Here is a 14,960-nt window from a genome sequence, read left to right on the forward strand (position 1 = left end):
TTTTTTAAGGCATGTGAAATGGTGAATCCAGGCGCGGTTGAATCGAATTTCCAGTATGTGTCGATGTGGAAAGTGCTGTCCGGCGACCGGCCGGGCGTGGATCTCGTCGATCGTCCCGGCATGTCGGTCTGCTGGGCGGATAGCGCGTTTCCGTTCTGGAACGCGCTCTTTCTCACCGACCGCATCGGCAATGCCGATGATCTCTCGGCGCGTCTGCGAGAAGGCGCCGGCTATATGCGAGCGAAGCGGCAAGCGGGCCTTGTCTACGTGTGCGAAGACTTTCTGAATCCGGGCTTGCGCGGCCGCATCGATGATCTTGCGAGAGAAGCCGGACTCGAATACGCGATCGACGTGTTCGGCATGGCCGGCGATGTGCCGTGCAGCCGGCAGATGCCCGAGACACCGCTCGAATTCCACCGGGTCACCGACGAGGCCGCGTTGAAGGCTTATGGCGAGATTAACGCGCAAGGGTATGGCTTTCCTCTCGAGGCCGGCCAGGAAGCGCTGCGCGGCTCGGAGTTCTGGAAATCGACGGCGTATGCGTTTATCGGTTATGAAGCGGGGCGGGCCGTGTCGACCGCGGCGGCGATCGTCAACGAAGGGCAACTCTATCTCGCGCTCGTCGCGACGCTGCCGGATGCGCAGCGCAAAGGGTATGGATACGCGACCGTGTGTCATGCGCTGCAGGCAGCGCACGATGCCACGGGTTTGACGCGGACCACGTTGCATGCGACGCAGGCCGGCTTTCCTGTTTATCAGCGTGCGGGGTATCGGCGCACGACGCTGTTTTTGACGTACAAGCTCGCATGAGTCGACGCAAAGGCGCATCGGCCGCGCGGGGCTAACCTGCAAGGTCGACGCGTGATCGGATGCGCGCGCCTTTCGCGACGCTCCCAACGCGCCCGGCACACGCAATGTGCCGGCCGGCGTGCGATTTGCCGCGCTATGAGCGGCACTGCACTATGCACGTACGGAAGTTGTGGTCAGACTATCGTGTTCGCCTCGCCGTGAGTGGCAGGCGATAAGAAAGCCGGTACACGATAGATCGGCACGCGTGGTGCCGGGAGACGCACAATGACACGCTTCGAACAGCGGCGGCGACTGCTTGGCACAGCGCTTGGTGCATCGCTTGTTGCACCGTTCTCATCAACCGCGCGTGCCGCATCGAACGACAGCGTGCCGTGCGCGCCGGCGCGCAAACCACCGCCCATTCCATCCGCGCAGATCGACCATGCAATCGCGCAACTCGACCAGCTCGTAACGGCGCAGATGACGCGCACCGGTGTCCCAGGGCTGGCGATTGCCGTGGTCCGCGGCACGCGGACCGTCTATGCCAAGGGCTTCGGCACGCGCGAGATCGGCAGCGGCCAGCCTGTGGATGCCGATACGGTGTTTCTGCTCGCGTCGCTCTCGAAGCCGTTGGGCGCGAGCGTGGTCGCGCGGCAAGTCGGGCTTGGCAGCGTGTCGTGGGACACGACCGTGCGCAAGCATTTGCCCTGGTTCACGCTATCCGATCCCGAAGCGAGCGAGGCCGTGACGATCGCGGATCTCTATGCGCACCGCTCGGGCCTGCCCGACCATGCCGGCGATCGCCTCGAAGACATGGGCTATGGTCAGACCGAAATCCTCGAACGGTTGCGCTATCTGCCGCTGCATGGCTTTCGCAACTCGTACGCGTATACGAATTTCGGCCTGACCGCGGCTGCGATTTCGGTTGCCGCGGCGGCCAACACCGACTGGGCGACGCTTTCCGAAGAGGCCATTTACCAGCCACTCGGCATGACGAGCACGAGCTCGCGCCATGCGGATTTCGCGGCACGCGCGAATCGCGCGACCGGCCATGTGAAGCGCGGCGACCGATGGGTGGTCGGGCCCGGCAATATGCCCGATGCGCAGGCGCCGGCGGGCGGCGCGAGTTCGTCGGTCAACGATATGGCGAAGTGGCTCGCGATGATGCTCGGGCAGGGCATGTTCGACGGCAAGCGCATTGTCGATGCTGCTGCGCTGAACGCCGCCGTGTCGCAGCAGGTGCAGTCCGCGCCGCCGGGCGCCACGCATCCGGCCAGTTATTACGGGTACGGCTTCAACGTGGGCGTAACCGAATCGGGACGTGCGAGCTACAGCCACTCGGGCGCATTCGCGGTGGGGGCGGCGACCAACTTCGTGGTCGTGCCGTCGACCGGCGTCGCGATCATCGCGCTGACCAACGGCTTTCCGATGGGCGTGCCGGAGACAATCACGGCGCAGTTTTTCGATCTCGTTCAGTTTGGTGCGATCAAGCGCGACTGGGCCACGCTTTATGGAAACGCGCTCGCGCCGATGATGAAGCCCGAAGGATCGCTGGTCGGCGCTGCGCGGCCTGCATCGCCGTTGCCGCCGCGTGCGCTGTCGACCTACACGGGCGCTTTTCGCAACGACTATTTCGGGCCGCTCAAGGTGAGCGAGCAGAACGGCGCGCTGTCGCTTGCGATCGGGCCGGTGCCGATGGTGCGGCCGCTGACGCATTGGGACGGCGACGTGTTTACATTCACCCTGTACAACGAGAATGCGTCGCCGGGCACGATTTCAAAAGCGAGCTTTCTGAGCGATCGCGTCACGCTCGAGTATTACAACGAAGACGGAATGGGTACGTTTGTACGGTAAGGTTGTCTTATCATGGCGTGGAGCTGAGCCTGTACCCTGGATTGAACCAGGACTGCGCCAGGAGGCAAACCGACATGATCGCGCAAGATAATCCGCTGCTGCAGCCGTGGCAAACGCGTTACCAGCTGCCGCCGTTCGAGCAGATTCGCAGTGAACACTTCGCACCGGCGTTTGCCGTGCTGTTCGATCGGCATCTGAAAGAAATCGATGCGATTGCAACGAACGCCGATGCGCCGACGTTCGACAATACCGTCGCCGCATTCGATGCGGCCGGCGCGACGCTCGACCGCGTGCGCCTTGCGTTCGACAATCTGTGCGCATCGGAATCGCCGGCGGAACTGCAGGCGGTGGAGCGCGAGATGGCGCCGCGTCTTGCCGCGCACGACAGCCAGGTGGCGATGCACGCCCGCTTTTTCGCGAGGCTCGACGCGGTGCACCGCCAGGCCCAGTCGTTGAACCTGAGCGAGGAGCAGCAGCGGCTGCTGCAGCGCGTCCATACCGATTTCATCCGCACCGGCGCGGCGCTCGAAGGCACGGCCCGCGAACGGTTTGCGGCCATCGCGGTGCAGCTGGCGGAGCTGCAAACGCAGTTCTCGCAGAACGTGCTCGCAGACGAATCGACGTATCAGTTGCCGCTCGCATCCGAAGCGGAGCTCGCCGGCCTGCCCGATTTCCTGCGCGCGGCCGCACGCGGTGCGGCGCGCGAACGCGGCGTGGATGGCCATGTGATTACGCTCGCGCGCTCGCTCGTGCAGCCGTTCCTGACGTTTTCGACGCGCCGCGACCTGCGCGAAACCGCATGGCGCGCATGGACCACGCGCGGCGAAACGCCGGGCCGCGACAACCGGCCGCTCGCCGGGCAGATCCTTGCGTTGCGGGCCGAGCAGGCGCGTCTGCTCGGCTACGACAGTTTTGCCGACTATGCGCTGTCCGACCGGATGGCCGGCAACGCGGGCGCCGTCGATCAGCTGTTCAGCCAGGTATGGGAGCCCGCCAAAGCGAGCGCTGCGCGCGAACGCGCGGCCCTGGTGGAACACGCGGCCGCGCTTGGCGAACCGACTGACATCGAGCCGTGGGACTGGTACTACCTCGCGGAAAAAGTGCGCGTGGCGCGCTACGCACTCGACGACGCGGAAGTGAAGCCGTATTTCAGCCTCGATGCGATGCTCGAGGCGATGTTCGATTGCGCGGGGCGTCTGTTCGGTGTGCAGTTCGTCGAGCAAAGCGGCGTTGTGCTGTATCACCGGGACGTGCGCCTGTGGGAAGTGCAACGCGGCGGCGAGCGCGTGGGCGTGTTTCTCGGCGACAACTACGCGCGGCCGAACAAGCAGGGCGGCGCGTGGATGCATATCTATCGCCGGCAGATGCGCAACGGGCGGCATGGCGACGATGTGCAGCCGATCGTCGTCAATAACAACAACTTTGCGCGCAATGACGATGGGCCGACGCTGCTGAGCTTCGACGACGTGCGCACGCTGTTCCATGAATTCGGCCACGCGATGCATGGTCTGCTGTCCGATGTGACCTACGGCCGTTTATCGGGCACCAGCGTGCCGCAGGATTACGTCGAACTGCCGTCGCAGCTGATGGAGAACTGGGCGACGGTGCGCGAAGTGCTCGAGAAGCACGCGCGTCATGTGGACACGGGCGAGCCGATTCCGGCCGCGCTGATCGAGCGCATCCGCGCGTCGCAGACATTCAATCAGGGCTTCGAAACGGTGTCGTATGCGTCGTCGGCGCTGATCGATATGGCGCTGCATCGGCAGAAAGATGCGGAAAATATCGATATCGCACGCTTCGAGGAAGCGGAGCGCGCGCGTCTTGGCGTGCCGCGTGAGGTCGGGATGCGGCATCGTCTGCCGCATTTTTCGCATATCTTCAGCGGTGGCCACTATGCGGCCGGCTACTACGTGTATATGTGGGCCGAAGTGCTCGAAGCCGAAGCGTTCGATGCATTCGAGGAAGCCGGCGACGCGTTCGATCCGGTGCTCGCGGACAAGCTCAAACGCTATGTGTACAGCGCGGGCGACAGCCGCGACGAACGCGCGGCGTTTCGAGCGTTTCGCGGGCACGATCCGCAGGCGGAGCCGATGTTGCGCAAGCGCGGGTTGCTGGCTGCCTGAGTGAATACCGGCGCTTATCACGATGTGAAGCGCGACGTGAAGCACAGCGTGTAGCACGGCGTGCGCACGGCGCCGGCGGTCAATCCCCCGGCGCCACCGGCGTTTCAATCGGAATCACGCGCCGCGACGCCTGCGCGCCGCAGCGTCGCAGCAGATCGCGCAGTTCGTTGATCACCGGAAAGACTTCGTGATTCCAGTCGGCGCCCTGTTCGTCGTGCGCCTGCTGCTCGCGTTCGACGGCCCAGCGGTCTTCCTTGAAGATGCGCTCGGTGAACCAGATCAGCACCGGCCACGCGACATCGAGCAGCACGCGCATGCGCGGCCGCTTGACGGACACGAGGCCGAACGCGCGCGTCGTGCGCTGTTCGCGATCGAGCGGTACATATACGGCCCATAAGTCGAGCATCAACGCCGACTTCGGATTACGGATCTGCAGCGTCTGATACGGGTAGTCGGTGCGCACCGTCATCACGTCGTTGTCCGTCGGGCTGCCTGGCGCGCTCTGCCCGAGAGCGACGGTCTCGCCGAGCGGCCGGCTGCCGCCTTCGCGATCGAGCGTGTAATCGACCTCGACCCAGTTCTCGCCGTGGCGCCTGCCGAGCGAACGCGCGCTCATCTGTCCCATCACGCGGCGATGCAGAAACTGATGGTTCATATCCATCAGGTTTTCGTGCATGAACGAGTAGTGGCACGCCACATCGCGCGCATAGCGGCGCGTCTTGTACGCATGATTCGCGATCGATCCAAGCGAGGGCAGGGGTGTCGTTTCGGCGCGCGCCGGATTGCCCGGAAACACGAACACGAGACCTTCGAGTTCGCGGCATGGATACGCGCGTACGCCATTGGGCAGGCGCTCGCGGCCCAGATACGGAATGTTCACGCAGCGCCCCGTGCAGTCGTAGGTCCAGCCGTGATAACAGCAGCGGATCGCTTCGCCGTCGACAACGCCGTCGCGCAGCGGAATCTGCCGGTGCGCGCAACGGTCCTCAAGGGCAAACACGGTGCCGGAAGCGGTACGCACGAGCACGATCGGTTCGCCTGCAAAACGCACGCCGTGTGTGTGGCCGCGCTTCACTTCGCTCGACCATGCAAGCGGATACCAATGATCGGGATGGATCGGCACGCGCCGTAAATCGCGCGCGGCGGCCTCGTTGGCCGGGCGGACAATGCTGCTGCATTCGGATGAACCGGGCTCTTGCATGGCGCTCACCTCGACGTGCGACGTTTGCAAATTATGTCCGCATGTTCGCGAGTCGTGCAACGATCGGGCCGCGCGATAGAACTGGCGGTGTATTGCGCGGTGCGCGTACTGTCCGGCACGAAAACTGCGACGCGCGCCGCTTGCCGCGTGATCGCGCGATGTTGCGTGCGATCTCGATGATGTCGTCGCTTCGCGATCTTGCGAACGGGAAATGCGGCATTTGGGGAACATTGTTTGCTCGCCTGCGTCTTTCTTCAGCAGGAATCGAATCAACTCGATGGCAAACCCGACCACCCCGACCACCCCGACCACCCCGACCACCCCGACCACCCCGACCACCCCGACCACCACAACCACCGCAACCACCGCAACCACCCGATACCAACCGCGAGGATCCCGATCGATGTCGCAAGCCTTGTCTCGCCGCGCGCGAACTGCCGCCGCTACTTTGTGCTGTTCAGTGTGTTTGCTGGCAGGCTCCACCGTGCTCGTATTCGCGCAAAGTGCGGCGCCTGCTGTCGAGGCATCGCCGGCGGCTGTGACGACGCCGCAGGTAAACGCCAATGCGGCCAACGCGGCCAATGCGGCCAGTTCATCCGCGGCCGGTACAGCAGGCAAAACCACGCCATCGCCGGTCGTGCCCGTGCCGCCATCGGAACTCTATGGCGCGCTCTATCGCGATGTCGAACTCGCGCATCTGTTTCCTGACAGCAAGACTTTCGCGGACATGATCCCGAACGACACGCCGTCGCATCTCGTGGCGGAATATACGCAACAGAAATCTCAGGCGGGCTTCGATCTCAAGCGGTTCGTCGACGCGCACTTCACGCTGCCCGCGCGCGAAACGAAGCGCTACGTATCCGATCCGAACCAGAGCGTGACCGCGCATATCGATACGCTGTGGAATGTGCTCAAGCGCGATCCGGATCAAAGCGCGAGCCCATGGTCGTCGCTGTTGCCGCTGCCGTATCCGTATATTGTGCCCGGCGATCGCTTCGACGAGATCTACTACTGGGACTCGTTTTTCATCATGCTCGGGCTTGAGCAAAGCGGCCGCACCGATCTGCTCGGCGACGAGCTCAATAATTTCTCGACGCTGATCGATCGCTACGGGCACATCCCGAACGGCAATCGCACTTACTATCTGAGCCGCTCGCAACCGCCGTTCTTCGCGCAGATGGTGCGGCTCACGGCCGAGCGCGAAGGCGATGCGGTCTATCTGCGTTATCTGCCCGAACTGCTCGCCGAATACCGTTACTGGATGGATGGAGAAGACGATGTCGCGCGCGGCGGCGCGTACCGGCATCTCGTGAAGCTGCAGGACGGCACCGTACTCAACCGCTATTGGGACGCGCGCGATACGCCGCGCGACGAGTCGTATCGCGAAGACGTCGCGACAGCCCAGCAAACGCCGCAGCGCGAGGCGGCCGATCTGTGGCGCAATCTGCGTGCGGGCGGCGAAACGGGCTGGGATTTCAGTTCGCGCTGGTTTGCCGACGGCAAGACGCTCGGCACGGTTGAAGTGACGTCGCTCGTGCCCGTCGATCTGAACAGCCTGCTCACCGATCTCGAACGCACGATTGCACACGCGTACCGGTTGAAAGGCGATGCGGCGCAAGCGGAACGTTTCGAGAAGCGCGCGTCCGCGCGCGCGGCGGCGATTCGCCGCGTGCTGTGGGACCCGCAACTGCATGCGTTCGGCGACTACGACTTCGCCGCGCGGCGGCTCACGCACCGGCTCAGTGCGGCAACCGTTTATCCGCTTTACTTCGGCATTGCAGATAAGGCGCAGGCCGGCGAGGTCGCGTCGACGGTGCGCGCGCGGCTGCTGCGCGCAGGCGGGCTCGCCACCACCTCCGTGCAATCAGGCCAGCAATGGGATGAGCCGAACGGTTGGGCGCCGCTGCAATATCTCGCGGTGGCCGGCTTGCGGCGTTACGGTCAGTCGGCGCTGGCCGGTCAGATTGCGACGCGCTGGATTCAGACGAACGTCGCCTATTACCAGCGCACCGGCAAGCTCGTCGAAAAATACGATGTCGATGCGAAGGCCGGGTCGACCGCCGCGGGCGGCGGCGAATATCCGCTGCAGGATGGTTTCGGCTGGACCAATGGCGTGCTACGCGCGTTGATGGCGATGTATCCGGCCGCGGCGGGATCGACGCGGCCCGTCGATGTGCCGGAAGGGCCGCGCGGCGTATCGGAGGCGGCATCGTCGGCGGCGGCCGCACCGCAAACGTCGCATCGCTTGCAGGAGACGCCGGCGAAATAGGGCGCGCGGCCAGGGCGGACAAAAAAGCGGCGCGCAAGCCGAACGGCACGCGAGGGGGCGCATCGGTGTCGCAATTGCTCGCGCGACTCGCGCTGCGCTATGTCGCCCGCGTCACACGGCCAGCCATGCCGCAACAAAAAAACCGAGGCCGATCAACGCGATGGCGCCGGTCACGGTCTGCAGCCACTTCTTCTTCGTCAGCAGGGTGATCGCGGCGAGTGCGATCGAGATCTGGATCAGCGTCGTCGCTTGCGCCCAGCGATGGTGCTGATGCTGTAGCGACTCGCTCGTATCGTTGTCCTTCTTCGCTTCGGTTTCGAGCGATTCGGCTTTGGCGCGAATCGGCTCCTTGTCGGCGGCATAGCGTTTTTCGTCGGCGACGAATTTCGTGTGCGCGGCCGACGAAGGATCGCTCAACGCGGCGCCCAGTTCGGCGAGATTCTGCTTCTCGCCCTTGGCCTGGAAATACGCCCACTGGTCCGAGGCTTCGGTCTTGCGGATCGCCGCTTCGTTCTTGTAGAACAGCGCGAGGTTCTCGTTCGCGCCGCTCTGGTACGACGCGATGGCGCCGACGCTCGCGAGGATCGCCGTCATGACCGCGATGCGCGACGCGCTGGGACCGGCAGCATGGCTACCCGCGTGTTCGACCGCGTGATCGTGCGGGCCATGGACTTCGTACTCGTCGGACATCGTTCGGGTCTCGCGCAAAAGGCGCAAGCATAACGCATGCGTTAGACGTAGACGCGTGCAGTCGTTGTGGTCAGGTGCCGGGTCCGGACACGAGCATTTTCGTCACGCGTGGAAAGAATGTTCGCATCTATCGAAACACGCACGCCGCGCGGCCGGGTAACGTGTCGCCGTATGTCCGCTGAACAGCAGGCATCGAGAACCGGCCGTAAACGCTCGAATGGTCGAAATAATTGCATTCGAAAAACGCAAAGGTCCTTTCTCGTTATAAGGGTTTTCCCTATGGCTTCCCGCCGCTAGACTTGTACCCAACAGTCACAGACAAGTTATGTCGTGGCTTCGTCAACGGCTTTGGGAGGTGTTTCATGAAATCGTTTATCAGCGCAATTGCGGTTGCCGCGGTGCTTGCTACCCCTGTGGCGTCGTTCGCTCAATCGACGAACGGCCCGGTTACGCGCGCTCAGGTGCGCGCTGAACTCGCGCAAGTGCAGAAGGCGGAGCAGGGCGCACCGCTGTGGAATGCCGGCGATGCGCATTACCCGGACGGACTCGCGGCTGCGGAGTCGCAAGTGGTTGCGCAAAACGGCGCATCGCAAACGACCGGTTATGGTCCCGCCACGAATGGCACGTCGCAGTCGGGTCGTGCGCAGACTCCGCAAGCAGCGAACGGCGGCAACGACTGGTTGAAGTCGTCGGGCTACAACCATCCGTAAGCGGTTCTGACTGTGCGTGGCATGTAGATGCAGGGTGAAGTAGAAGACCGCATAGGCGTTAGCCTTGCGGTCTTTTTCGCATCAGGGCCATAGCGCGTCGACCGCGCGTCTGACCGCTTCGCGCAGTTTCGGCTCGCTGCCGAGATGGCCTGCGACGACTCGCTCGATGCGCGCTGCCGGTACCGAACGCACGAGGCGCGCCGTATTGCCGACCGGGCACACGGTATCGCGCGTGCCGTGCGCGGCCGCGATCGGCACGCCCGCTTGCGCGGCACGCCGGGCTAGCGATAAAAGCCGTGGTTCGCCAAGCCAGCATCGATGCTGCAGGTAATGCGACTGGATCTGGTACATCGCGATCTGTCTGTGCACGTCGGCAGGCTTGCGCCGCGCGGTACGCGTGCGGCGCCGGCGTCGCGCCGACGTCAGCACGGCATATTCGTAACGCGACCATGCAAGGGCGACCGCCTTTTGTGCTGCCTTGCTGCGCGAGCGAAGCAAAATGGTTGCGCACGCATCGAATAGTCGCGACGGGTGTGTGCACTGCGCGGCATGGACGAGCGCCTGCCATTCGCGCGGCGCGCGCTTGCGCGACGCGAGGAACAGTCCTTCCACTTCCCGCGCGGACGTCAAAAACATGCCGCGTAGCACGACACCAAGCACCGCTTGCGGATGCGTGCCCGCATATGCGAGCGCGAGCGCCGCTCCCCACGATCCCCCCAGCACGCCCCAGCGCTCGATGCGCAACTGCTTGCGCACCGCTTCGATGTCGCCGATCAGACTCATGGTGTTGTTGCGGCGCAAGCTGCCCGCGGGCCGCGAGGCCCCGGCGCCGCGCTGATCGATCATCACCACGCGAAAGCGCTCCGGATCAAAGAAGCCGAGCACGCTGCGGTTCGATGCGCCACCCGGGCCGCCGTGCAGCACGACGACGGGCGTGCCGTCGTCACGGCCTGCAACTGCGAAGGCGATCCGATGTCGGTCGTGCGTGCGTAGTGTGTGGCGTTTGATGGGCCACCTGGGCGGCAATCTGAGCGGCCGTTTGATGGGGCTGTCGGGCGCGGTGGTGCTGGACGTTCGGTTGGCGACGCTGGAAGTCATGAGCGTGGCGCGGGCGGGAAGGGAGGGCATCGTGCATGAATACCATATCCGCGCGTGCTTCGCGTTGGGTGCTCAGCTGGGTGTCTTGCGGCTCTTCGTTGCCGGGGACTTTGCTGTCTTCGCGGTCTTCGCGGCTTTAGCCGTCTTTGCAGCCTTTGCTGGCTGGGGCGATCGCGTTGACCTGGTTGCCGCACTTTTCGCCGCGTTCTTCACCGCTTCGTCGTTCGCTTTGCGCGTGTCGAGTTTCAGCTCGATCCATGTCGGTGCATGGTCGCTCGCATGCGCCTCGCCGCGCACCCACTTGTCGACGCCCGCATCGCGCAACGCCGGCGCCACCGACGCGCTTAGCAGCAGATGATCGATGCGCAGGCCCGAATTCGTTTCCCAATGCCGCCGGAAATAATCCCAGAACGTGAATACTTTGTCTTCAGGGAAGCGCTTGCGCAGCGCATCGGTCCAACCCTGTTCGAGCAGACGCGCATAGCACTCGCGGCTTTCGGTCTGTAGCAGCGCATCTTTCAGCCACGAGCGCGGATTGTAGATATCGAAGTCGGTCGGCACGACGTTATAGTCGCCGGCCAGCACCACGGGATGGCCGCTGTCGAAAAGCGTCTGCGCGTAAGCGATCAGGCGTTCGAACCATTCGAGTTTGTAGTCGAACTTGGGCCCGGGCTGCGGGTTGCCGTTCGGCAAGTACAGGCAGCCGACCAGCAATCCGTTGACTGCCGCTTCGATATACCGGCTGTGCGTGTCGGCGTCGCCGCCGGGCAGGCCGCGCCGCGTTTCGGTCGGCTTCGTTCCTTTCGCCAGTATCGCGACGCCGTTCCACGAGGTCTGACCATGCCAGATCGCGCCATAGCCCGCGTCTTGAAGCTCTGCTTCGGGAAATGCGCTATCGGGCGCTTTCAGTTCCTGCAGGCACGCAATATCAGGCTGCTCTTTATCGAGCCAGTTGATGAGTGACGGCAAGCGCGAGCGAATGCCGTTGATATTGAAGGTGGCGAGCTTCATAAGAGGGCAGGGTTGCAAATGCCATGCCCGTACGATGCACTCGACGGACCCGCATCGTCAATCGCGATGCGGGCTGGTGCAGGTCCACGCAGGCCGATACAGGTCCACGCAGGCCCATACACGCCGAACCCTCTGCGCGACCGGCCTGCCCGTGGCTTGCGCCCTTAAGCTTTCTGCAGATGCGGGCCGATCAGCGACAAATCGGCCGAGCCGAGCCGCTCGCTTGCCGTCCACGCCTGATGCCAGTACGGATAGAGGAGCGGCGGCAAGCTCACCTTGTCCAGACGCGCGCGCTGTTCGGCCGTGAGCTTGAGGTTTGCCGCGGCAAGGTTGTCGCGCAACTGGTCGTTGTTGCGCCCGCCGATAACGACCGACGAGACCGCCGGACGTCCGAGCAGCCACGCAAGCGCAACCTGAGCGCCCGACACATCGTGTTCAGCCGCAACCTCGACGAGCACATCGACGATATTCCACAGGCGCTCCGCGTCGCGGATCGGCGGCTCGGTCCAGCCTGCGAGCTGGCGCGTGCCTTCGGGCGTGGTGTCGCGGCGATGCTTGCCGGACAGCAGCCCGCCTGCAAGCGGACTCCACACGAGGATGCCGAGCCCTTGATCCTGCGCGATCGGCGCGAGTTCATATTCCGCTTCGCGCGCTTCGAGCGTGTAGTGGATCTGTTGGCTGATAAAGCGCGGCAGGCGGTCGCGCTCGCTGATGTGCAGCGCTTTCATCAGATGCCAGCCCGAATAGTTCGAGCATCCCACATAGCGGATCTTGCCCTGCCGCACGAGCAGATCGAGTGCTTCGAGCGTTTCTTCGAGCGGCGTGATGCCATCCCATTCATGCACCTGGTAGAGATCGATGACGTCGGTGTTCAGGCGCTTCAGGCTTGCTTCGCACGCGCGCACGAGGTGATAGCGCGACAGCCCGCGATCGTTCGGGCCGTCGCCCATCGCAAAGCGCGCCTTCGACGCGATCAGCACGCCGTTCTTGCGCTTGCCGCCGAGCGCGGCGCCGACGATCTCTTCGGATGCGCCATCGGAATAGACATCGGCGGTATCGATCAGATTGACGCCGGCATCGAGGCACATATCGATTTGCCGGCGCGCTTCGTCGAGGCCGACGTCGCCGACGCTCGCGAATTTGCCTTTGCCACCCATGGTCATCGTGCCGAGTGTGATGGTCGACACCATAAGGCCCGAGCGGCCAAGCTGACGGTATTCCATGATCTGACAGTCTCCGTGTTCAGATGGTTGATATGACAGTTTTGTGATGCGCAGTGATGCCTGACGTGATTCTTTTTGTAATGCTTGCGATGCCGAAGCAATTTGTAATATGTTGATTTGATGGTTACGCTTCGGGCTTCGTTGCCACTATAAGCGAAATGGCTTTAATTTTTATCTTGCCAATAACGCCGGTGCGGGATCACACGTCGTCTTCACGGAGGCGATGCACAGGTGAGGTAGAAGCGATGCGGAGGCAAGGCGATGCACCGTGGATCGAGCGCGAGGCCAAGCGCGGCGTCGGCCCATGTGTATGAAAGGCGGTGCTAGTGGCCGGTGGCGGCCAGTCCCGGTTCGGGCTCGACCGAAAGCGCGCCTGCATTGACCGGACGCTGATAGAGAAAGCCCTGACCGAACGGCACGCCGAGTTCGCGCAGCGCCGCGTGCTGCGCTTCGGTCTCGACGCCTTCCGCGATGACTTCCATGCCGAAGTGCTTTGCAACGGCCGCAATGGCCTTGATCAGCGCGGCGCCGCCTTTGTCGATCTGCCGCACGAACTGGCCGTCGATCTTCACGTAATCGAAAGGAAAGCGGCCGAGCAGATCGAGATTGCTGTGCTGCGTGCCGAAATCGTCGATCGCGAATCGCACGCCGCGCGCCTTCAGTACGTTGAAAATGGCTTGCGTGCGCGGCTGTCTTGCAAGCAGAAAGCGCTCGGTCACTTCGAGGATCAGCGTGACGCCTGGCGGCAGCGCGTCGTTGACCGCGATCACATCGGCTACAAAATCCTTACGTTGCAGATCCATCGGCGCGACGTTCACTGCAACGCGCAGCGGCCGGATATCGGTTTTCTGCGCGATATCGGCAGCCGCCGTGCGCAGCGCGAAGCGTGTGATACGGGCCAGCAAGGGGCTGCGTTCGACCTGCGCCATAAACACCGACGGGCTGACCGAACCCCAGCGCGGATGCGTCCAGCGAATCAGCGCTTCGACGCCGACGATGCGCCGCGTCTCGATCTCGACCACCGGCTGATAGACCACATGCAACTGCCCGAGCCGCAATCCGCGCCGGACCGCGGCGAGCAACTGGCGTTGCGGCGCCAGCGCGAGCAGCGCGATGGCGGCGATCAGCAGGTCGAAGAGGATGGCGAGCGCGCCGAACAGTAACCCGTAACGCCAGTGCATCTCGGTTGCGAGCGCCGCTGATGCGAGCACCGCGATCGAGAACGGCCATTGCGTCGAATAGACGCGTGTGCCGATCTGGTTTGGCGTCTTGATTGCCGGGACGAATTCGCCTTTATCGTTGAGCACGCCCGAGCCCGGCATCGACAGAAACACCTGTTGCGCGCCGTAGCGTATGCCGTGCGCGAGCGCATCGGCTACGTAAGCGCCTTCGATCGTGTACTGCACGCCGGCGCCGTCGCCGGTGGGTTCGTACATCGAAATAACGGGCGTGCCGGGCTGAAACGGCGTGCCGGCGAGCAGATTGATGATGGTGCCGTGTGCGCCGGGCGTGCCGCGCGGCACATAGGAGGAGAGCGGTACGCTCAACGGGCCGATCGACGACGAGCAGTAGAGCCTGTCGTTATCGACGAGATTGATCGACCGCACATATTGCACGTAGGTTTCGAGTTCGGACAGTTGCAGCGAAATCTTCGCGCAGTGTTGCCCGACCAGTTCGAGCAAGGCGTCACGGCGCCCGGTGCGCACGCTGGTCAGCATGCGGTCGAGCGACTCGACCATGTCGTGGCCGATCAGGCTTTCGCGCGCGGCGACTTCCTGGTCCGCATAGTGTTCTCCCCATAGCACGGCGCCCACTGTGACGCCGAGGCAACACGCCGCGGCAATGGCAAGCGTAAGGCGTGGCGCGACATTGCGCCTGACGCTTGCCTCATCGTGCAGTTCGGAGAATTTTCCCTCAGCGGAGTTCGACGGATCGTACATGGACGCTTGACGACTAGGCTTGGCCCGCACCGGTCGCGGCGGGATGCTGTCC

At 63.7% G+C, this 14,960-nt stretch carries 11 protein-coding genes; 5 read left to right on the forward strand and 6 right to left on the reverse strand.

The genetic code is table 11. The annotated features are described in order from the left end of the window. The first annotated feature begins 18 nt into the window (after positions 1-18). The 3 genes from KZJ38_RS30955 to KZJ38_RS30965 all read left to right on the forward strand — a co-directional run bounded on the left by KZJ38_RS30955 (position 19) and on the right by KZJ38_RS30965 (position 4,766). A complete protein-coding gene (locus KZJ38_RS30955) occupies positions 19-810 on the forward strand; it encodes a GNAT family N-acetyltransferase (protein ID WP_219800867.1) in 792 nt (263 codons plus the stop codon). Between the two features lie 264 nt (positions 811-1,074). Beyond that, entirely contained in the window at positions 1,075-2,643 is a 1,569-nt protein-coding gene (locus KZJ38_RS30960; protein ID WP_219800868.1) for a serine hydrolase, read from the forward strand. Between the two features lie 74 nt (positions 2,644-2,717). After that, complete coding sequence (locus tag KZJ38_RS30965; RefSeq protein ID WP_219800869.1) at positions 2,718-4,766, forward strand: M3 family metallopeptidase; 2,049 nt, start codon at positions 2,718-2,720, stop codon at positions 4,764-4,766. Between the two features lie 79 nt (positions 4,767-4,845). Here the strand turns inward: KZJ38_RS30965 and KZJ38_RS30970 are convergent, their stop codons facing one another. Next, the gene (locus KZJ38_RS30970) at positions 4,846-5,967 is read right to left on the reverse strand and encodes an aromatic ring-hydroxylating oxygenase subunit alpha (RefSeq protein WP_219800870.1); all 1,122 of its coding nucleotides are present in this window, start codon (positions 5,965-5,967) and stop codon (positions 4,846-4,848) included. Positions 5,968-6,370: 403 nt separating this feature from the next. Between KZJ38_RS30970 and treF the strand changes: the two genes are divergently transcribed. Beyond that, positions 6,371-8,236: an alpha,alpha-trehalase TreF gene (gene treF / locus KZJ38_RS30975; protein ID WP_425518387.1), complete on the forward strand. Its 1,866-nt coding sequence runs from the start codon at positions 6,371-6,373 to the stop codon at positions 8,234-8,236. A gap of 111 nt (positions 8,237-8,347) precedes the next feature. Here treF and KZJ38_RS30980 read toward each other — a convergent pair whose 3' ends face one another. Beyond that, positions 8,348-8,926: a DUF4337 domain-containing protein gene (locus KZJ38_RS30980; protein WP_219800871.1), complete on the reverse strand. Its 579-nt coding sequence runs from the start codon at positions 8,924-8,926 to the stop codon at positions 8,348-8,350. Between the two features lie 362 nt (positions 8,927-9,288). Between KZJ38_RS30980 and KZJ38_RS30985 the strand changes: the two genes are divergently transcribed. After that, a complete protein-coding gene (locus tag KZJ38_RS30985) occupies positions 9,289-9,636 on the forward strand; it encodes a DUF4148 domain-containing protein (protein WP_219800872.1) in 348 nt (115 codons plus the stop codon). Positions 9,637-9,717: 81 nt separating this feature from the next. On the opposite strand, the gene KZJ38_RS30990 is transcribed toward KZJ38_RS30985, so the two are convergent. From KZJ38_RS30990 to KZJ38_RS31005, 4 genes are all read right to left on the reverse strand, one after another. Next, entirely contained in the window at positions 9,718-10,734 is a 1,017-nt protein-coding gene (locus tag KZJ38_RS30990) for an alpha/beta fold hydrolase (protein WP_219800873.1), read from the reverse strand. A 72-nt stretch (positions 10,735-10,806) separates the two neighbouring features. Beyond that, positions 10,807-11,745 carry an exodeoxyribonuclease III gene (locus KZJ38_RS30995; RefSeq protein ID WP_219800874.1) on the reverse strand — a complete coding sequence of 313 codons (939 nt, stop codon included), beginning with the start codon at positions 11,743-11,745 and terminating at the stop codon, positions 10,807-10,809. A 164-nt stretch (positions 11,746-11,909) separates the two neighbouring features. Beyond that, positions 11,910-12,968, reverse strand: coding sequence for an aldo/keto reductase (locus tag KZJ38_RS31000; RefSeq protein ID WP_219800875.1), 1,059 nt, complete (start codon positions 12,966-12,968; stop codon positions 11,910-11,912). A gap of 323 nt (positions 12,969-13,291) precedes the next feature. After that, positions 13,292-14,908, reverse strand: a complete 1,617-nt coding sequence (locus KZJ38_RS31005; protein WP_219800876.1) for an EAL domain-containing protein — start codon at positions 14,906-14,908, stop codon at positions 13,292-13,294. Positions 14,909-14,960: the final 52 nt, after the last annotated feature.

Origin of the sequence: Paraburkholderia edwinii (assembly GCF_019428685.1) — a bacterium.
Taxonomy (GTDB): Bacteria; Pseudomonadota; Gammaproteobacteria; order Burkholderiales; family Burkholderiaceae; genus Paraburkholderia; species Paraburkholderia edwinii.